Source organism: Pseudomonas sp. R3.Fl (genome assembly GCF_023516765.1).
Lineage (GTDB): Bacteria > Pseudomonadota > Gammaproteobacteria > Pseudomonadales > Pseudomonadaceae > Pseudomonas > Pseudomonas citronellolis.
In genome coordinates this window covers 2,659,994-2,676,490 of the sequence record NZ_JAMGSO010000001.1, presented here as the reverse complement: position 1 = coordinate 2,676,490, position 16,497 = coordinate 2,659,994, and the positions used below count along the sequence as shown (strand labels likewise).

Below are 16,497 nucleotides of genomic sequence, written 5' to 3'. Positions count from 1 at the left end.
GCGATTCTCGACTATGGGTCGGGCCGCAAGGGCCGACGACTCCCTATAGTGGCAGACAGGGCTTTTGCCCCTTGGTCGGCGAACGAGAAAAGAACAAGAGGTGGCCATGGCCAGCAGCCGTATCAGCCTTCCGCGCCCCGCCCGCATTGCGCTGGCGATGGGCGCCTGCCTTGCCTGGATGGCCCTGGCGGCGCGCGCCGACATGGTCGCCCTGGACGACGAGCAACTGTCCGACGTGCAGGGCGCCGGCATCGGCTTCGTGGTGGACAACGCCATGATCGACGGCAGCAAGGCCACCACCAACATCACCGGGCTGAAAGACCCCAACGGCAAGGACGTCTCCATCGCGGTGCGCAATCTCTACCTGGGCGCCACCGGCAGCAACCACGGCAGCAACCTGCAGCCGGTGACCATCGGCCGCCTGACCTATCCCTTCAAGCTCAACCTGGCCAAGGGCTCGGTGCTCACCACCCAGCTCGCCGACGGCCGCGTGGTCAACACCCTGCCCAGCGACGCCGACGTGCTCGAACTGGCCTTCCCGCCGCTGATAGCCAACAACGCCGGGCAGCCCTGCATCAGCGGCTACGCCGGCGCCGGCAGCGGCTGTTCGAGCCGCGCCAGCGAGAAGGTCGACCTGGGCGCGCGCTTCGACTTCACCGTGCCGGTCAGTGGCGGCACCCGCACCGACGTGCTGGCCCTGGACTTCCAGGACCTGGCGATGGACGGCAGCTACCTGCGCCTGTGGGGCTCCAGCGCGCGCAGCCAACTGGTCGGCGAACTGCGCCTGAACCTCTACGCCAAGACCCTGGACATCCTCTCCTGCGCCGCGGGCAACACCAACTGCGCCAGCGCGGCGGAGAAGGCCGCGCGCAGCGTCTACCTGACCAATGCCTACGCCAGCGTCGCCCTGGGCTACGGCAAGTCCCAGCCGCTGCTGCTGTCGGTGACCGCCGACGGCAACTTCACCTTCGAGCTGCCCATGCTGACCGCGGCCAACGCCGCGGACTTCTACGCCAACGCGCCGCGCACCAGCCTGGTGATCGACAACCTGAACATCGGCGGCACCCGGGCCTCCTACGGCGCGGTGCCGACCGGCGGGGTCAACCTGGGGCGCAGCGAGCTGTCCGGGTTGAGCTTCAACTACCTGAAAGTCACTTCCCACAACCTCTGACGGAGCACGGCACGATGAGTTTTCCACCGCTGCTTCCGCCCGGCCGCCGGCTCCGGGCCGCCGCCGTCGCCCTGCTGGCGATGCTGGCCGGCCCGCTCGCCCAGGCGGAACTGCGCACCCTGCCGGACGACGACCTCGGCCAGGTGGTCGGCCAGGACGGCCTGAGCCTGGGTGTCACGGTCAACATCCAGAAGACCCCCAGCATCACTCGTTGCCCGGGTGGCTGCGGCGCGCGGGTGGCGATCCAGCCGGCGGGCAGCGGCAACAACTTCCTGGTGCTGGACAACATCAGCGGGACCTTCAGCTTCGACGAGGTCACCGTGGACATCCTCTCCATCAACAGCGGCTTCGGCGGCGACGGCGCGGCCTTCAACCGCCAGGTCCTGCGGGTCGGCCTGAAGGACGTCAACTTCAACGGCGTCAGCCTGACCCTGGCCGGCGCCAACAAGGCCCGCAGCACCGATGCCGGCCTGGTGCAGACCGACCTGCTCAGCGCCCGCGTCGACGGCGTGTTGCACGTGCAGGGCAACCTCAACCTGTTCCAGGTCCCGGCCCGATGAGGGGAGCGCGCATGGCCGGGACCAAGCTCCAGGGGGAAAACCCATGACCTTCCTTTCCGTACGGCGCCTGCTGCTGGCCGGCGTGCTGCTGTGCCTGGCCGGCGGCGCGAACGCCGAGCTGCGGGCGCTGAGCGACAGCCAGCTGTCCGACGTCACCGGCCAGGCCTTCATCAACCTGGCCACCGACGCCGCCGCGGGCATCAACTACACCCGCCTGAACATCGGCGCCACGGTGGAAACGCAGCTGAACATGAACAAGCTGCAGCTCGGCCTCTACGACCGCGCCGGCGAAGCCGCCAACAGCGCGGACATTTCCATCAACAACTTCGCCCTGGGCACGGTCAACAACCAGACCGGGCAGATCAACCCCTTCACCATCGTCGATCCGTACGTCGAGTTCGCCTACGACGGCAACAAGATGGTCGGCGTGCGCATCGGCTTCAACCAGGCCAAGGGCGTGCTTTCCGGCGACATCCAGTCGCTGACCGGGAACATTCCGGTGCACATCAAAGGCACTGCCGACGCCATCTACAACAAGGCCACGGTAGGGCAACAGCTGCTGCTCGGCCTGGCGGGCATCTACCGCAGCAGCACGGTGGAGGCGGATGCCGGCCTGGTCACCTCCGGCGGCGCCAGCGACCCGGTGCGCGGCACCTACGCCGGCATGACCAACGGCTCGCAGCTGGACTGCACCAATGGCTGCGTGCCGCTGTGGACGGACATCGTCACCGGGCTGTTCACCTCCAACAACTGCGCCATCCTCGGCATCACCACCTGCTTCAAGCTCAGCCAGTTCCAGTCGCTGCCGGTGGGCGACCTGAGCCAGGCCGGCCTGGCCGGCGCCGCCAAGGGCTTCTTCATCTCCCTGCAGAGCCAGGACGTGCAGTGGCGCGACATGGACACCGGGCAGATGATCACCGCGCTCAAGGGCGCCTTCATGAACATGCCCAAGTACCGCGACGCCAACGGCAACCTGGTTTCGCCGATCAACATCGACTTCAACCAGGCCTTCAACGGCATTCCCCGCCAGGACACCTGCGTCGGCATGAACAAGGGCTGCTGAGCGGCCCATCCGCCGGCCGGCCTTTCCGTCGGGCGCGTTTCACGCGACAATTCCGCTCCGTTGCGTTTAGCCCTGCGCCCGCAGGATGCCCACAGGTACAGGACTCTTGATCGAAGAAGCCCGCCGTCGCGCCTATCTCGGCGCCATGCAGGTCGCCTCCTGGCTGCCCCGCGTGGTGCTGCCCTTCGCCGCGCCTTCGCGCCCGCAGCTGCTGGAAGTGCCGGAGCCCGTCCAGGCTCCGGCGCCGAGCGCCGCGCCCGAAACCGCCAGCACGCCGCCGGCCGCCGCGCCGGAGAAACCGGCGCCGACGGCCGAGGCCCGGCCAGCGATCCCGGTGGTGGTGCCGCGCCCCGCTGCCCAGACCCGCACGCCGGTGGCCGCCGAGGCACCTGCCGAAGCCGAGGCGCCTGCGCCACGCGCGCCGGTCGAGCCGCCGCCGCGCTTCAGCCTGCAATTGCTGCGCGCCGGCGCCTGTGCGCTGCTGGTCGAGCTGCCCACCGGCGAGCCCCTGGCCAGCCGCGACCCGGCCTACCTGCTGCTCAAGGACCTGCTGCGCGCCGCCGGCTTGCCGGACAGCCCGCAACTGCTCGGCGAGCCGGTGCGCTGGCCGCTGCTTTCCGGCGGCAACATGGACCAGGGCCCGCAGGCGGCCCGCGAGTTCGTCCAGGGCTTCGTCGCCGCGCGCCTGGAAGACAGCGGCCCGTGCCGCTGCCTGTGGCTGGTCGGCCGGCCCGCCGTGCGCTTCGCCGGCGAGGCGGACGACGAGGCGATGCTGCGCGAGCTGCAGATCGAGGAACTGGGCGTGGCCTGGGCCATCCCCGGCCTGGAGCGGCTGAGCGACGAACCCGCCCTCAAGGGCGAACTGTGGCGCGCCATGCGCCGGGTGCGCCAACGCTGGCTGGACCAGGACGCAGAATGACTGACGCCATTTCCTTCCGCCCGATGACCGAGGCGGATCTCGACGCTGTGCTCAAGATCGAATACGCCGCCTTCAGCCACCCCTGGACCCGCGGCATCTTCACCGACGGCCTGAAGAGCTACGACTGCTGGCTGATGTTCGAAGGCACCCAGCAGGTCGGCCACGGCGTGATCCAGATCATCCTCGACGAGGCGCACCTGCTGAACATCACGGTGAAGCCGGAAAGCCAGGGCCGCGGCCTCGGCCTGCGCCTGCTCGAACACCTGATGGCGCGGGCCGGCGAGCTGGGCGCGCAGGAATGCTTCCTGGAGGTGCGCGAGACCAACCAGAGCGCCTACCGCCTGTACGAGCGCTTCGGCTTCAACGAGATCGGTCGCCGGCGCGGCTACTACCCGGCGGTGGGCGGGCGCGAGGACGCCCTGGTGATGGCCTGCACGCTGCTCGACTGACCGTCATCCAGGCCATATCCGGCCGCCGCGCACAGGCGTAGGCTGGGCGATCAATAACAAGAACAAGGTCGCGACATGAAGCCAACCGCTGCAGCGGCGGCGCCTGCCCGTCGTCATCCGCTTCCCGCCTCACATGCCGCCGGCGCGCGGCAGGAGGGCGTCCATGTGTGACACCCTCGTCCTGCGCGCCGACGGCTGCACCTGGTTCGCCAAGAACAGCGACCGCGAGCCCTCCGAACCCCAGCGCCTGCTGCGCCTGCCCGCTGTGCGTGGCGATACCGCCAGGCAGATGCGCGCCACCTACCTGGAAATTCCCCAGGTCGCCGACCGCCATGCCGTTATCCTCAGCCAGCCCGCTTGGCTGTGGGGCGCGGAAATGGGCGTGAACGAGCACGGCGTGGCCATCGGCAACGAAGCGGTCTTCACCCGCCTGGTGGACCAGACCGGCGAGGCGCTGCTGGGCATGGACCTGGTGCGCCTGGGCCTGGAACGCGGCGCCAGCGCGCGCGAAGCCCTGGAGGTGATCACCGGCCTGCTGGAGCGCCACGGTCAGGGCGGGCCGGCGGGCTTTCGCAACAAGCGCCTGCGCTACGACAACAGCTTCGTCATCGCCGATGCCGGCGAGGCCTGGGTGCTGGAGACCGCCGGCCGCCTGTGGGCGGCGCGGCGGGTGGAGCGCTGCGCCATCTCCAACGCCTTGAGCATCGGCCACGAATACGACCTGTGCAGCCACGACCTGCCGGCCCACGCCCGGCGCCTGGGCTGCTGGAACGGCCGCGGCGACTTCCACTTCGCCCGCGCCTTCGATGGCCGCCTGCTGCCCTGGGTGGCCGGGGCGCACCAGCGCCGGCGGATGAACCAGGAGTTCCTCGCCAGCTGCCCGCGCCAGCCCGGCTGGGAGGCCCTGGTGGTCGCCCTGCGCAACCATGGCCGGCGCGACCACAACTTCACCCGTCACGACAACCGCCAGGTGTGCATGCATGCCGGCAGCTTCTGGCGCCCCTCGCAGACCACCGCCAGCCTCATCGCCCGCCTTGGCCCGGAGGGCCCGCGCCTGGCCGCCACCGGCACCTCGGCGCCGTGCCTGTCGCTGTTCCAGCCGCTGGGCTTCGAGGCGGCCGCCGGCGCCAGCCTGCTCAGCAAGGCCGATGAGCCGCTGGAGCAGTCCCTCTGGTGCCGCTTCGAAGCGGTGCATCGCCGCGCTCTGGTGGATGCCGAATTCGCCGCCGCCCTGCGCGCGGGGCACGCCTGGCTGGAGGCCGAGCAACTTGCCGCGCTGGACCGCCGCAACCCCGACTGGGCGCGCCTGGCCGCCGAAGCCGAGGCCTGGCACGCGGCCTGGCAGCAACTCGCCGGGCAACTGGAGCCGCGCCTGCCGCGCTGGTGGCGGCAGCACGCCACGCCCTGATCGGTAGTGCTTGTCAAAGGCCGCCGGCGTTACGTAAGGTGCGCCAGCCGCAGAGGAGGAGCCACCATGAGCGACCTGGAACAACTGTTCGAGAACAATGCCCGCTGGGCCGAGGCGATCAACCGCGAGGACCCTGACTTCTTCGCCAAGCTGGCTCGCCAGCAGGCACCGGAATACCTGTGGATCGGCTGCTCCGATGCGCGGGTGCCGGCCAACGAGATCGTCGGCATGCTGCCCGGCGACCTGTTCGTCCACCGCAACGTCGCCAACGTCGTGCTGCACACCGACCTCAACTGCCTGTCGGTGATCCAGTACGCCGTGGACGTGCTCAAGGTGAAGCACATCCTGGTCACCGGCCACTACGGCTGCGGCGGCGTGCGCGCCTCGCTGCAGGACCAGCAGTTCGGCCTGATCGACGGCTGGCTGCGGACCATCCGCGACCTCGCCTACGAGTACCGCGAGCACCTGTCCCAGTTCGCCAGCGAGGAAGAGCGCGTCGACCGCCTGTGCGAGCTGAACGTCATCCAGCAGGTGGCCAACGTCAGCCACACCAACATCGTCCAGAACGCCTGGCACCGTGGCCAGCCGCTGTCGGTGCACGGCTGCATCTACGGCATCAAGGACGGCCGCTGGAAGAACCTCAATGTCACCGTCAGCGGCCTCGACCAGCTGCCGCCGCAGTACCGCCTGCGCCCCATGGGCGAGGCCTGAGCCTCCCCGTGCCGGTCGTCCGGCCCGCCTCGCCGGGCGCGCCGGGCAGACCGAAGATAGGAGAAGGTCACTGACGAAGAGGCGAGCATGCGCGAACTCTGCGTGATCCCCGGCGACGGCATCGGCCGCGAAGTCGTGCCGGCGGCCGTGGCCGTGCTGCAGAAACTGCTGCCCGACCTGCGTCTGCGCGAAGCAGAGGCGGGTTGGGATTGCTTCCAGCGCCACGGCACCTCGGTGCCGGAGGAGACCCTGGAGGCGCTGCGGGCATGCGGAGCCGGGCTGTTCGGCGCAGTGTCCTCGCCCAGCCACAAGGTGGAAGGCTACCGCAGCGCCATCCTGCGCCTGCGCCAGGAACTGGGCCTGTACCTCAACCTGCGCCCGGTGCGCACCTGGCCGGCGGTGTCGCCCCACGCCGGCATCGACCTGCTGATCCTGCGCGAGAACAGCGAAGGCCTGTACAGCAGCCGCGAACACTGGGAGGCCGACGGCGTGGCCATCGCCGAGCGGGTGATCAGCCGCGCCGCCTGCACGCGCCTGGCCCAGGCCGCATCACGCATCGCTCGGCAACGCCAGGCGCGACGCATCACCCTGGTGCACAAGGCCAACGTCCTGCCGCTGACCTGCGGCCTGTTCCGCGACACCTGCCGCGACCTGCTGGCCACCGAAGGCTGGGGCGACGTGCTCGACGAGCGCCTGGTGGACGTGGCGGCCCTGCAACTGGTGGAGCGCCCGGAAGCCTTCGACCTGATCGTCACCAGCAACCTGTTCGGCGACATCCTCTCCGACCTCGCCAGCCACTGGGGCGGCGGCCTGGCCCTGGCGCCCTCGCTCAACCTGGGCGAGCAACTGGCCCTGGCCGAACCGGTCCACGGCAGCGCCCCCGACATCGCCGGCAGCGGCCGCGCCAACCCACTGGCTGCCATCCTCAGCGCGGCCATGCTGCTGCGCTTCCACTGGCACGACGAAACCGGCGCCACGCGCATCGAGCGTGCGGTGGAAAGCTTCCTGCGCGAAGAAGGTCACCTCGACCACGGCCTGGAAACCACCCGCGTGGTGGGCGAGGGCGTCCTGCAGCGGCTCTAGGGCTAGCCCAGCTCGGGATGGTCGGCCAGCCAGGCCGCGCAGCCGCTGCCCACGGCCAACAAGGGCAGCACTGTCAGCATCGCGCGCAAACCTCCGCCCATGGGCAGCCCCTGGACGAACAACGTCCACTCCTGGGCCGCCAGCCCGAGCAGCAGGGAAAGACAGACCACGATCAGCGTGCGGACGAGATAACGCATACAAACGCCCTGAAAAGCGGGAAAAAGAAGCCATTGCCCGCTCGGAGCGGGGCGGGCAATGGCTATGGGAGAGCAGGGAAATGGAAGAACCTGCGAAGGCAAAGGTAGCGCCCGGGGATAACATTAGCTAGCTAACGAATGCGCGAAGGAGTTTTTCCCGGGGTGAAACAATTCGGGTATCTGGAGTGGGAGCCGATGGACGGGGCTGCGTCCTACGGCATGCCTTCGCCTGTCATTACAGGAGTGGGGGAGGGGGCATACCGCCGTTGCGGCGAATTCCGGGGCACTCTTCGATCATCATGGGATGCGTTTTGAATGATCGCACTGGAGGCAGCCATGGCCAGCATCACCATCAGAAACCTGGATGACGACCTGGAGACCCGGCTCCGTGTGCGCGCCGACAGTCATGGCCGCTCTATGGAAGAGGAGGCCAGGGAGATCCTGGTTCGTGCACTCTCCAAGGATGAAAAGCGGGGAGGCCTGGGGAGCCGGATTCATACCCACTTCGCATCTGTAGGTGGAGCTGACATCGAGCTTCCAGTTCGCAGGCGCAAGGCTCGAGCGGTGGTCTTCGGAGAATGATCCTGTTCGATACCGGCCCGCTTTCGGAGCTGAACTTCGAGCTTTTTAGCGCTCGGCCTGTACGAGAAATACCCAGGAGGTGCCGTTATGCGTGTAGTCAACTTCTCCTATGCCCGCAACAACCTGAAGAAGCTCATCGAAGATGTTGTCGGTGGCGAGGATTTCATCGTGATTTCTCGTCGAGACGCGCCGAATGCCGTGCTGCTTTCGCTCGATAGCTTCAACAGCCTGATGGAAACCGTCCATCTGCTGACGTCCCCAGCCAATGCCGCCCGCCTGGCGCGTTCCTTGGCTCAAATGGAGCAGAGATAGTGGATTGCCACTGAGGGAGCTGGACCATGACAACCAACGGAATGCGCCCCATTCATCCTGGGGAAATCCTGCGCGAAGAGTTCCAGCAGGCGCTGGGGATAACTCCGGCCGCGCTGGCTCGCGCCTTGAACGTGTCGGTCCCGACTGTCAAAGACATTGTCCGCGAGCGCCGTGGCGTCACTGCGGATATGGCTATTCGGCTGGGCCGCTACTTCGACACCTCAGCCGGGTTCTGGATGAACCTGCAGAGCCAGTACGAGTGCTAGCGACTCACGGTTAGAACTACTGGCTCGATGAAAGTGAGGAGTATCAGGATGACTCCGAACTCCCAGCGCCTAAGGCTCTCGGGAAATCCGTAGGGCGCATAACGCCTATGGCGTTATCCGCCGAATCGCGGACAGAGTCCGCTCCTACGGTTCAGGGAAGCATGGGCGTAGGAGCGGACTTCGTCCGCGATTGGACTTGCCGGCCACTCCAGCCGTCCAGATGGCACTACGTGTTCAGGATGACTCTGGAGTTTCCGGCAGCTCCAACGGCCCCCTCTCCCTCCGGGAGAGGGGGGAGCGGAGCAGAGCCAGGATTAGGCGCCTTGGCTGAACCAACGCATCGCTTAAATGAACAGCGGGATGCGGGGGCTTGAGCGCGCAGGGAAGGGCGGAGTCAGGTTGCGGACGCTTTGTAAGCGCCGCCCCAAAAGAAAAGGGGTTAGCTTGCGCTAACCCCTTGAAAATAATGGTGGCTACACCGGGACTTGAACCTGGGACATCAGCATTATGAATGCTGCGCTCTAACCGACTGAGCTATGTAGCCGAGTGGCGCGCATTTTCCGGATCTTTCGGGAGGCTGTCAACCCCCTTTGGTTAGATATTTTTCTGTTCTTTCAAGCGTTTAGCGGGACGAGCGGTAGGGCGGGAACGAAAAAGGCCCCGCGGGGTACGTGGGGCCTTTTCGGCTTGCTGGCGGGCGCCTGGGGCGCTGCCGGCGGCTTAAACGTTGAAGCGGAAGTGCATCACGTCGCCGTCCTTGACGATGTAGTCCTTGCCTTCCAGGCGCCATTTGCCGGCTTCCTTGGCGCCGGCTTCGCCCTTGTACTGGATGAAGTCGTCGTAGGAGATGACTTCGGCGCGGATGAAGCCTTTTTCGAAGTCGGTGTGGATCACCGCGGCGGCCTGCGGGGCGGTGGCGCCGATGCGCACGGTCCAGGCGCGGACTTCCTTCACCCCGGCGGTGAAGTAGGTCTGCAGGTTGAGCAGTTCGTAGCCGGCGCGGATCACGCGGTTCAGGCCCGGCTCTTCCATGCCCATGGACTCGAGGAACATCTGCTTCTCCTCGTCGTCGTCCAGTTCGGCGATTTCCGCTTCGATCTTGTTGCACACCGGCACCACGACCGCGCCTTCTTCTTCGGCGATGGCGCGCACGGCGTCCAGGTGCGGGTTGTTCTCGAAGCCTTCCTCGGCGACGTTGGCGATGTACATCACCGGCTTGCTGGTCAGCAGGTGGAAGCCGCGCACCAGGCGCTTCTCTTCGTCAGCCATGTCCTTGACCAGGCTGCGCGCGGGCTTGCCGGCGGTGAAGTGGGCGATGAGCTTTTCCAGCAGGGCCTTCTGCGCGATGGCTTCCTTGTCGCCGCCCTTGGCGTTGCGGGCGACCTTCTGCAGTTGCTTCTCGCAGCTGTCGAGGTCGGCGAAGATCAGTTCGAGGTCGATGATCTCGATGTCGCGCTTGGGATCGACGCTGTTGCTGACGTGGATGACGTTGTCGTCCTCGAAGCAGCGCACCACGTGGGCGATGGCGTCGGTCTCGCGGATGTTGGCGAGGAACTTGTTGCCCAGGCCTTCACCCTTGGAGGCGCCCGCCACCAGGCCGGCGATGTCGACGAATTCCATGGTGGTGGGGAGCACCCGCTCGGGCTTGACGATTGCCGCCAGGGCGTCGAGGCGCGCGTCGGGCATGGGCACGATGCCGCTGTTCGGCTCGATGGTGCAGAAGGGGAAGTTCTCTGCCGCGATACCCGATTTGGTCAGGGCGTTGAACAGGGTGGATTTGCCGACGTTGGGCAAGCCGACGATGCCGCAGTTGAAGCCCATGCTGTGTACCTCTGGCGAGACGGGTCAGGCCTTCGGGCTGTGCAGCTTCTGCATCGCGCGGGTCCAGTCGCCTGCGAGCATTTCCGGCAGCACGCCGAGGGCGGAATCGATGCTGGCGTCCAGCAGCTCCTGCTCGCTGCGCGGGGCGCGGCCGAGGACGAAGCCGGAGACCAGGCTGCTGTGCCCCGGATGGCCGATGCCAAGCCGCAGGCGATGGAAGCCGTTCTGGTTGCCGAGCTGGGCGATGATGTCGCGCAGCCCGTTGTGCCCGCCATGGCCGCCGCCCTTCTTGAGCTTGGCGACGCCGGGGGGCATGTCGAGTTCGTCGTGGGCCACCAGGATGGCTTCGACCGGGATGCGGAAGAACCCGGCGAGCGCCGCCACGGCCTGGCCGCTGCGGTTCATGTAGGTGGTGGGGATGAGCAGACGAACGTCGCGGCCCTGGTGGCTGAACTTGCCGACCAGGCCGAAATACTTCTTGTCGGGGCTCAGGCTGACGCGTTCGCGGTCGGCCAGGCGCTCGACGAAAAGGGCCCCCGCGTTATGCCGGGTCTGTTCGTATTCCGGGCCTGGGTTGCCCAGGCCAACGATCAGTTGCACGGCGGTCACGACGGGGGCCCTTTCCTTGAGGCGGGAGGCTAGCGAGCGATTACTCGGCCGCGCCTTCCTCGCCTTCTTCCTTGACTACGCGGGAAGCGTGGATGTTGGCCACGGCCAGGTCGTTGCCATGGGCCAGTTGAACCAGTTCCACGCCTTTCGGCAGCTTGAGGTCGGACAGGTGAACGATCTGACCGACTTCGACTTTCGCCAGGTCGACTTCGATGAATTCCGGCAGGTCTTTCGGCAGGCAGGAAACTTCGACTTCGGAAACGACGTGGGAAACTTCACCGCCGCCTTGCTTGACGCCAACTGCGGTTTCCTCGTTGAGGAAGTGCAGCGGAACGTGAGCGGTCAGCTTGTGGTCGGCAACGACGCGCAGGAAGTCGGCGTGCATGACGAAGCCTTTGGCCGGATGGCGTTGCAGGGCTTTGATCAGCACGGTTTCCTTGGCGCCATCGACGTCCAGGGCGATGACGTGGCTGAAGGCAGCCTCGTTTTCCAGCAGTTTGGCGATTTCACGCAGTTCCAGGGTCACGGAAACCGGGGCTTTCTCGCCACCGTAGATGACCGCGGGAACCAGACCGGCATTACGACGCAGGCGGCGGCTCGCACCTTTCCCCAGGTCGGAACGCGCTTGGGCATTCAGAACAAAGTCAACCATTACTCTATCTCCACAATGAAAAGATCGCCCGAGCGCTTGCGACCAGCGTTCGGGCGAATCTTCAATTGCCCCGCCGTGGCGGGGCGCTTTCGTCAGGCCCTGTTCCTCAGCGGAACATGGCGCTGATCGATTCTTCGTTGCTGATCCGGCGCATGGCTTCGGCCACGACCGGAGCGATGTCCAGCTGGCGGATGCGGCCACAGGCCTGGGCAGCGGCGGACAGCGGGATGGTGTTGGTCACCACCAGCTCGTCCAGTACGGAACCCTCGATGTTCTCGATGGCACGGCCCGACAGCACCGGGTGGGTGCAGTAGGCGATGACCTTGGCGGCGCCGTGCTCTTTCAGAGCCTTGGCGGCGTGGCCGAGGGTGCCGGCGGTATCGACCATGTCGTCGACCAGTACGCAGGTACGGCCTTCGACATCGCCGATGATGTGCATGACTTCGGACTGGTTGGCCTTCGGACGACGCTTGTCGATGATGGCAAGGTCCACGCCCAGGGACTTGGCGACGGCGCGAGCGCGCACCACGCCACCGATGTCCGGGGAGACGATCATCAGGTTCTCGAAGCGCTGGTCCTCGATGTCGTCGACCAGTACGGGCGAGCCGTAGATGTTGTCGACGGGGATATCGAAGAAGCCCTGGATCTGGTCGGCGTGCAGGTCGACGGTGAGGACGCGGTTGACGCCCACCACGGTCAGCATGTCGGCGACGACCTTCGCGCTGATGGCCACGCGGGCGGAACGCGGACGGCGATCCTGGCGGGCATAGCCGAAGTAGGGGATGACCGCGGTGATACGAGTCGCCGAGGAGCGGCGGAAGGCATCGGCCATCACCACCAGTTCCATCAGGTTGTCGTTGGTCGGAGCACAGGTCGGCTGGATCAGGAAGACGTCCTTGCCGCGGACGTTTTCGTTGATTTCGACACTGATTTCGCCATCGGAGAACTTGCCGACGGAAACATCACCGAGGGGAATGTGCAGTTGACGCACGACTCGGCGTGCCAGGTCGGGGTTGGCGTTCCCCGTGAAGACCATCATCTTGGACACGCGCAGTACCTGCCGGCTGAGGGTGGGCCTGATGAACCAAAAAGCTGTTCAAAGGCCGTGGCTTTTGAACAGCTTTTTTGTATATGGCAGGGGCGGCTGGATTCGAACCAACGCATGGCAGGATCAAAACCTGCTGCCTTACCGCTTGGCGACGCCCCTATGAATTTTGCTGTGCAGCGCTTCGGTTACCGTCGTACGCAAACCCCTGAGGGGTTAATGGCAGGGGCGGCTGGATTCGAACCAACGCATGGCAGGATCAAAACCTGCTGCCTTACCGCTTGGCGACGCCCCTGTATCGTACAACCGAATGCTCTGCATCCCTTCTCAGGTCAGCTCTTGAAGCTTGCGATACAACAGGGAGATGTTGCGACCCCGTGCGACGAAGCTTGGCAGAGTGGCCGGAAGTTGGCGGCGAACTTTATCAGCATCGCCCTGGTTTGGGAAGCTCCCAAACACACAAGCTCCGGTTCCGGTCAGTCTGGCCGATGTGAATTTGTTCAACGACATCAGCGCGTTACGTACAGCTGGGTAACGTTTCTCGACGACCGTCTGACAGTCGTTTCGACCGTCCACCCCGAGAAGGCTGCGAACTTTAATGGGCGCGGTATCCCGTGTCAACTCGGGATCGGAGAAAACTTCTGCTGTGCTGACAAAGACTTGCGGCACGGCGACGAGGAACCAGGGCTCCTCCAGCTCGACCGGCGTGAGCTTCTCGCCGACCCCTTCGGCGAAGGCCGCGCGGCCGCGCACGAACACCGGCACGTCGGCGCCCAGGCCCAGGCCCAGGGCCGCCAGGCGGTCTTCGTCCCAGCCCAGTTGCCAGAGGTGGTTGAGGCCGACCAGGGTGGTGGCCGCATCCGAGCTGCCGCCGCCGATGCCGCCGCCCATGGGCAGGTGCTTGTCCAGCCAGATGTCGGCGCCCAGTCGGCAGCCGGACTGTTCCTGCAGCTGGCGTGCGGCGCGGACGATCAGGTTGCTGTCGTGGGGCACGCCGGGGATCTCGGTGTGCAGGTGGATCTGCCCGTCCTCGCGGGGGGCGAAGTGCAGCTCGTCGGCGTGGTCGAGGAACTGGAACAGCGTCTGCAGCTCGTGGTAGCCGTCGGCGCGGCGCCCGAGGATGTGCAGGAACAGGTTGAGCTTGGCCGGGGCCGGCAGGGTCAGGCGTTCGCGCATGTCAGCGGGCCTGGCCGAGCAGGCGCGGTTGCCAGCTCTTGATCACCAGGGTGACGTCGAGGTTCTCGCCGTGCAGCTTCAGGCGCTCGGGCAGCCAGTAGCCGTCCTGCTGGGCGTAGCTGCTGTATTCCACGTCCCAGCCGTCCTGCTCCAGGCGCGCCAGGCGGCTGTCGCTGTCGAGGGTCAGGCGGCTCTTGCTGTCCGGGGCCGGCAGGCCGCGGATCCACCAGAGCAGGTGGGACACCGGCAGGCGCCAGCCCATCTGCTGTTCCAGCAGGGCCTCAGGGGACTCGGCCTGGTAGCGGCCCTGCCCGGCGACTTCGAGGGTCACCGCGCCTTCGCGCCCGGTCAGGCGCGCCGCGCCGCGGCCCAGCGGGCCGGACAGGCGGATGTCGTAATAGCCCTGGCGCTGCAGCCAGAACAGGGTGCCGCTGCCGGAGTCCCGGGGGGCGCGGATGCCGACCTTGCCGTCGATCTGCCAGCCGTCGAGGGCGGCGACGCGTTCCTTGTGGGTCTTCCAGCTGTTGGCGTTGCCCTGGCCTTGCAGGGCTTCCTGGGTGGTGAAGCCGGCGCAGCCGCTGAGCAGGAGCAGGGCGGCGGCGCCAAGGACGTGAATCAGACGCATGGGAAATCTCAGGGGGTCTTGGACCCGGTCAGGCGCAGCAGGGTGTCGCGCAGCACCGGGCTGTCGGGCTGGTTCTGCAGGGCGGTGCTCCAGACTTCGCGGGCCTCGCGCTGCTTGCCGCGGGCCCAGAGCACTTCACCCAGGTGGGCGGCCACTTCGTGGTCGGGAAACTTCTCCAGGGCCTGGCGCAGGTAGGTTTCGGCCTGGTCGAGGTTGCCCAGGCGGTAGTTGACCCAGCCCAGGCTGTCGAGGATGGCCGGGTCGTCGGGGTTCAACTGGTGGGCCTTCTGGATCAGTTCGCGGGCCTCGTCGTAGCGCGTGGTGCGGTCGGCCAGGGTGTAGCCCAGGGCGTTGAGCGCCATGGCGTTGTCCGGCTCGCGCTGGATGATCAGGCGCAGGTCCTTCTCCATCTGCACCAGGTCGTCGCGCTTCTCCGCCAGCATGGAGCGGGTGTAGAGCAGGTTGAGGTCGTCGGGGAACTGCTTGGTGCCCTGTTCGATGACCTGCCAGGCGCGGTCGGTCTGGTTGCGGTTGGACAGGCCCTCGGCCTCGATCAGGTACAGCTGGATGGCGTAGTCGGGCTGGCGCTCGCGGGCCTCGGCGAGGCGCCGCGAGGCTTCGGCGCTGCGCCCGGAGTCCATGAGGATTTCGCTCTGGCGCAGCTGCGCCGGGAGGAAGTCGTTGCCCGGGCCGACCTGGGCGTATTCCTTGAGCGCGGTTTCCGGGTCCTTCTGCTCCTCGGCGAGGCGGCCGAGGTTGAAGTGCGCGGCGTCGGTGTGGCTGTCGCGCTCGACCAGTTCCTGCAGGTAGACCTTGGCTTCGTTCCAGGCCTGGGCCTCCAGGCACACCAGGGCCAGGGAGAAGCGCAGGTCGTCGTCGTCGGGGAACTGCTGCACCAGGGCGGAGAACTCGGCCTTGGCGTCGTCCAGGCGGTTCTGCTCCACCAGCAGGCGGGCGTAGGCCAGGCGTACGCGCTTGTCGTCCGGGTGTTCCTTGATGCCGGCCTTGAGCAGCGGCAGGGCCTCGTCGCTGCGCTTCATGCTCTGCAGCAGGCGCGCGCGCAGCAGCATCGGCGCCACATCATGGCGGCTGGCCGGCTTGCTCTCCAGCAGGCTCAGGGCCTCCTGCGGGCGGCCGTCCTGCTGCAGCAGCAGGGCCTTGCCGAACAGCAACTGGCCGTTGTCGGGGTACTTCTTCAGCAGGCGGTCGAAGCTCTGCAGCAGGCCGGCGCGGGTGTCCGCGTCGGTTTCCGCGGCGGACAGGGCGAGGAAGTCGAAATGGGTGTCGCCCTGGCCGTTTAGGACCTTCTCCATGTACACCATGGATTCGTCGTACTGGCCGGTGCGCGCCAGCTGCAGGGCGGCGGCGCGCTGTGCGTCGAGGTCGTCGGGGGCGGCCTTGGCCCAGATCAGCGAGGTGTCCAGGGCTTCCTGGTCGGCGCCCAGGTACTCGGCGATGCGGAAGGCGCGTTCGGCCACGCCCGGGTCCTGGGTCTGCTTGGCCTGGTCGACGTAGTTGGCCAGGGCGATGTCGAAGCGGTTGCGCTGGCCGGCGATCTCCGCCACCAGCAGGGAGTACAGGGTGTCCTCGCTGAAGGAGCCGTACTTGCGGCCCTTCTCCGCGCTGGCCGCACTGTCCTTGGCCGGTTTCGGCGCCGGTTCCTTGTGCAGCATGGATTGGCAGCCACCGAGCAGCAGCAGGGCGGTCAGCAGCGCTAGGGATTTGTTCATAGACGAAAGAGAGGGACCTGGACGGCGGGTTGTGCCCCATCATGACATAAGCCATTCGGCAAGCCCATGGGGTGGGGACTGCCAAACCCAGCATAGACGCACAGATCGGCTGCTTGTA

The 16,497-nt window shown here is 66.8% G+C and carries 18 protein-coding genes, 3 tRNA genes and 1 pseudogene; 11 read left to right on the top strand and 11 right to left on the bottom strand.

Going from position 1 to position 16,497, the window contains the following annotated elements:
* Positions 1-106 precede the first annotated feature (106 nt).
* The 8 genes from M8R19_RS11615 to M8R19_RS11580 all read left to right on the top strand — a co-directional run bounded on the left by M8R19_RS11615 (position 107) and on the right by M8R19_RS11580 (position 7,364).
* Positions 107-1,171, top strand: coding sequence for a hypothetical protein (locus M8R19_RS11615; protein ID WP_502942844.1), 1,065 nt, complete (start codon positions 107-109; stop codon positions 1,169-1,171).
* A gap of 14 nt (positions 1,172-1,185) precedes the next feature.
* Entirely contained in the window at positions 1,186-1,731 is a 546-nt protein-coding gene (locus tag M8R19_RS11610) for a DUF6160 family protein (protein ID WP_249917861.1), read from the top strand.
* 43 nt (positions 1,732-1,774) lie between these two features.
* Positions 1,775-2,794 carry a DUF6160 family protein gene (locus tag M8R19_RS11605; RefSeq protein ID WP_074981871.1) on the top strand — a complete coding sequence of 340 codons (1,020 nt, stop codon included), beginning with the start codon at positions 1,775-1,777 and terminating at the stop codon, positions 2,792-2,794.
* 106 nt (positions 2,795-2,900) lie between these two features.
* Complete coding sequence (locus M8R19_RS11600) at positions 2,901-3,713, top strand: energy transducer TonB (RefSeq protein WP_074981868.1); 813 nt, start codon at positions 2,901-2,903, stop codon at positions 3,711-3,713.
* Positions 3,710-4,162: a ribosomal protein S18-alanine N-acetyltransferase gene (gene rimI, locus M8R19_RS11595; protein ID WP_074981865.1), complete on the top strand. Its 453-nt coding sequence runs from the start codon at positions 3,710-3,712 to the stop codon at positions 4,160-4,162. The genes M8R19_RS11600 and rimI overlap by 4 nt, the downstream gene beginning before the upstream one ends.
* Before the next feature lie 163 nt (positions 4,163-4,325).
* A complete protein-coding gene (locus M8R19_RS11590; protein ID WP_249917860.1) occupies positions 4,326-5,570 on the top strand; it encodes a C69 family dipeptidase in 1,245 nt (414 codons plus the stop codon).
* A 66-nt stretch (positions 5,571-5,636) separates the two neighbouring features.
* Entirely contained in the window at positions 5,637-6,281 is a 645-nt protein-coding gene (can, locus tag M8R19_RS11585) for a carbonate dehydratase (RefSeq protein ID WP_249917859.1), read from the top strand.
* An 87-nt stretch (positions 6,282-6,368) separates the two neighbouring features.
* A complete protein-coding gene (locus M8R19_RS11580; protein ID WP_249917858.1) occupies positions 6,369-7,364 on the top strand; it encodes an isocitrate/isopropylmalate dehydrogenase family protein in 996 nt (331 codons plus the stop codon).
* A 2-nt stretch (positions 7,365-7,366) separates the two neighbouring features.
* Here the strand turns inward: M8R19_RS11580 and M8R19_RS11575 are convergent, their stop codons facing one another.
* Positions 7,367-7,561 carry a hypothetical protein gene (locus M8R19_RS11575; protein ID WP_009617424.1) on the bottom strand — a complete coding sequence of 65 codons (195 nt, stop codon included), beginning with the start codon at positions 7,559-7,561 and terminating at the stop codon, positions 7,367-7,369.
* A gap of 336 nt (positions 7,562-7,897) precedes the next feature.
* Here M8R19_RS11575 and M8R19_RS11570 point away from each other — a divergent pair, with 336 nt between their 5' ends.
* From M8R19_RS11570 to M8R19_RS11560, 3 genes and pseudogenes are all read left to right on the top strand, one after another.
* On the top strand, positions 7,898-8,143 hold the full coding sequence (locus M8R19_RS11570; RefSeq protein ID WP_249917857.1) for a FitA-like ribbon-helix-helix domain-containing protein: 246 nt from the start codon (positions 7,898-7,900) through the stop codon (positions 8,141-8,143).
* 87 nt (positions 8,144-8,230) lie between these two features.
* Positions 8,231-8,455 carry a type II toxin-antitoxin system Phd/YefM family antitoxin gene (locus M8R19_RS11565; protein ID WP_249917856.1) on the top strand — a complete coding sequence of 75 codons (225 nt, stop codon included), beginning with the start codon at positions 8,231-8,233 and terminating at the stop codon, positions 8,453-8,455.
* Positions 8,456-8,481: 26 nt separating this feature from the next.
* Positions 8,482-8,715, top strand: a pseudogene (locus M8R19_RS11560) (HigA family addiction module antitoxin); the annotation flags it as partial.
* 473 nt (positions 8,716-9,188) lie between these two features.
* On the opposite strand, the gene M8R19_RS11555 reads toward M8R19_RS11560, so the two are convergent.
* The 10 genes from M8R19_RS11555 to M8R19_RS11510 form a co-directional block, all read right to left on the bottom strand.
* A tRNA-Met gene (locus M8R19_RS11555) sits at positions 9,189-9,265 on the bottom strand.
* Positions 9,266-9,441: 176 nt separating this feature from the next.
* Positions 9,442-10,542 (bottom strand): redox-regulated ATPase YchF, encoded by a 1,101-nt coding sequence (gene ychF / locus M8R19_RS11550; protein WP_249917855.1) that lies wholly within the window; start codon positions 10,540-10,542, stop codon positions 9,442-9,444.
* Positions 10,543-10,566: 24 nt separating this feature from the next.
* Entirely contained in the window at positions 10,567-11,151 is a 585-nt protein-coding gene (pth, locus tag M8R19_RS11545) for an aminoacyl-tRNA hydrolase (RefSeq protein WP_249917854.1), read from the bottom strand.
* 40 nt (positions 11,152-11,191) lie between these two features.
* Positions 11,192-11,803 (bottom strand): 50S ribosomal protein L25/general stress protein Ctc, encoded by a 612-nt coding sequence (locus tag M8R19_RS11540; RefSeq protein WP_249917853.1) that lies wholly within the window; start codon positions 11,801-11,803, stop codon positions 11,192-11,194.
* A 106-nt stretch (positions 11,804-11,909) separates the two neighbouring features.
* Positions 11,910-12,851, bottom strand: coding sequence for a ribose-phosphate pyrophosphokinase (locus M8R19_RS11535; protein WP_024128138.1), 942 nt, complete (start codon positions 12,849-12,851; stop codon positions 11,910-11,912).
* Positions 12,852-12,935: 84 nt separating this feature from the next.
* Positions 12,936-13,010, bottom strand: a tRNA-Gln gene (locus tag M8R19_RS11530).
* A gap of 58 nt (positions 13,011-13,068) precedes the next feature.
* A tRNA-Gln gene (locus tag M8R19_RS11525) sits at positions 13,069-13,143 on the bottom strand.
* A 32-nt stretch (positions 13,144-13,175) separates the two neighbouring features.
* Positions 13,176-14,024, bottom strand: a complete 849-nt coding sequence (gene ispE, locus M8R19_RS11520; RefSeq protein WP_249917852.1) for a 4-(cytidine 5'-diphospho)-2-C-methyl-D-erythritol kinase — start codon at positions 14,022-14,024, stop codon at positions 13,176-13,178.
* Between the two features lies 1 nt (position 14,025).
* Complete coding sequence (gene lolB / locus M8R19_RS11515) at positions 14,026-14,649, bottom strand: lipoprotein insertase outer membrane protein LolB (RefSeq protein WP_009617438.1); 624 nt, start codon at positions 14,647-14,649, stop codon at positions 14,026-14,028.
* A gap of 8 nt (positions 14,650-14,657) precedes the next feature.
* Positions 14,658-16,379, bottom strand: a complete 1,722-nt coding sequence (locus tag M8R19_RS11510; protein ID WP_074977361.1) for a tetratricopeptide repeat protein — start codon at positions 16,377-16,379, stop codon at positions 14,658-14,660.
* Between the last annotated feature and the right edge of the window lie 118 nt (positions 16,380-16,497).

What these genes read in the sequence shown, in the direction of transcription:
- ispE (WP_249917852.1), bottom strand. Translation starts at nt 14,024, where the DNA reads ATGCGCGAACGCCTGACCCTGCCGGCCCCGGCCAAGCTCAACCTGTTC.
- M8R19_RS11565 (WP_249917856.1), top strand. Translation starts at nt 8,231, where the DNA reads ATGCGTGTAGTCAACTTCTCCTATGCCCGCAACAACCTGAAGAAGCTC.
- M8R19_RS11610 (WP_249917861.1), top strand. Translation starts at nt 1,186, where the DNA reads ATGAGTTTTCCACCGCTGCTTCCGCCCGGCCGCCGGCTCCGGGCCGCC.
- rimI (WP_074981865.1), top strand. Translation starts at nt 3,710, where the DNA reads ATGACTGACGCCATTTCCTTCCGCCCGATGACCGAGGCGGATCTCGAC.
- M8R19_RS11605 (WP_074981871.1), top strand. Translation starts at nt 1,775, where the DNA reads ATGACCTTCCTTTCCGTACGGCGCCTGCTGCTGGCCGGCGTGCTGCTG.
- M8R19_RS11615 (WP_502942844.1), top strand. Translation starts at nt 107, where the DNA reads ATGGCCAGCAGCCGTATCAGCCTTCCGCGCCCCGCCCGCATTGCGCTG.
- M8R19_RS11580 (WP_249917858.1), top strand. Translation starts at nt 6,369, where the DNA reads ATGCGCGAACTCTGCGTGATCCCCGGCGACGGCATCGGCCGCGAAGTC.
- lolB (WP_009617438.1), bottom strand. Translation starts at nt 14,649, where the DNA reads ATGCGTCTGATTCACGTCCTTGGCGCCGCCGCCCTGCTCCTGCTCAGC.
- M8R19_RS11575 (WP_009617424.1), bottom strand. Translation starts at nt 7,561, where the DNA reads ATGCGTTATCTCGTCCGCACGCTGATCGTGGTCTGTCTTTCCCTGCTG.
- ychF (WP_249917855.1), bottom strand. Translation starts at nt 10,542, where the DNA reads ATGGGCTTCAACTGCGGCATCGTCGGCTTGCCCAACGTCGGCAAATCC.
- M8R19_RS11510 (WP_074977361.1), bottom strand. Translation starts at nt 16,379, where the DNA reads ATGAACAAATCCCTAGCGCTGCTGACCGCCCTGCTGCTGCTCGGTGGC.
- M8R19_RS11540 (WP_249917853.1), bottom strand. Translation starts at nt 11,803, where the DNA reads ATGGTTGACTTTGTTCTGAATGCCCAAGCGCGTTCCGACCTGGGGAAA.
- can (WP_249917859.1), top strand. Translation starts at nt 5,637, where the DNA reads ATGAGCGACCTGGAACAACTGTTCGAGAACAATGCCCGCTGGGCCGAG.
- M8R19_RS11590 (WP_249917860.1), top strand. Translation starts at nt 4,326, where the DNA reads ATGTGTGACACCCTCGTCCTGCGCGCCGACGGCTGCACCTGGTTCGCC.
- M8R19_RS11570 (WP_249917857.1), top strand. Translation starts at nt 7,898, where the DNA reads ATGGCCAGCATCACCATCAGAAACCTGGATGACGACCTGGAGACCCGG.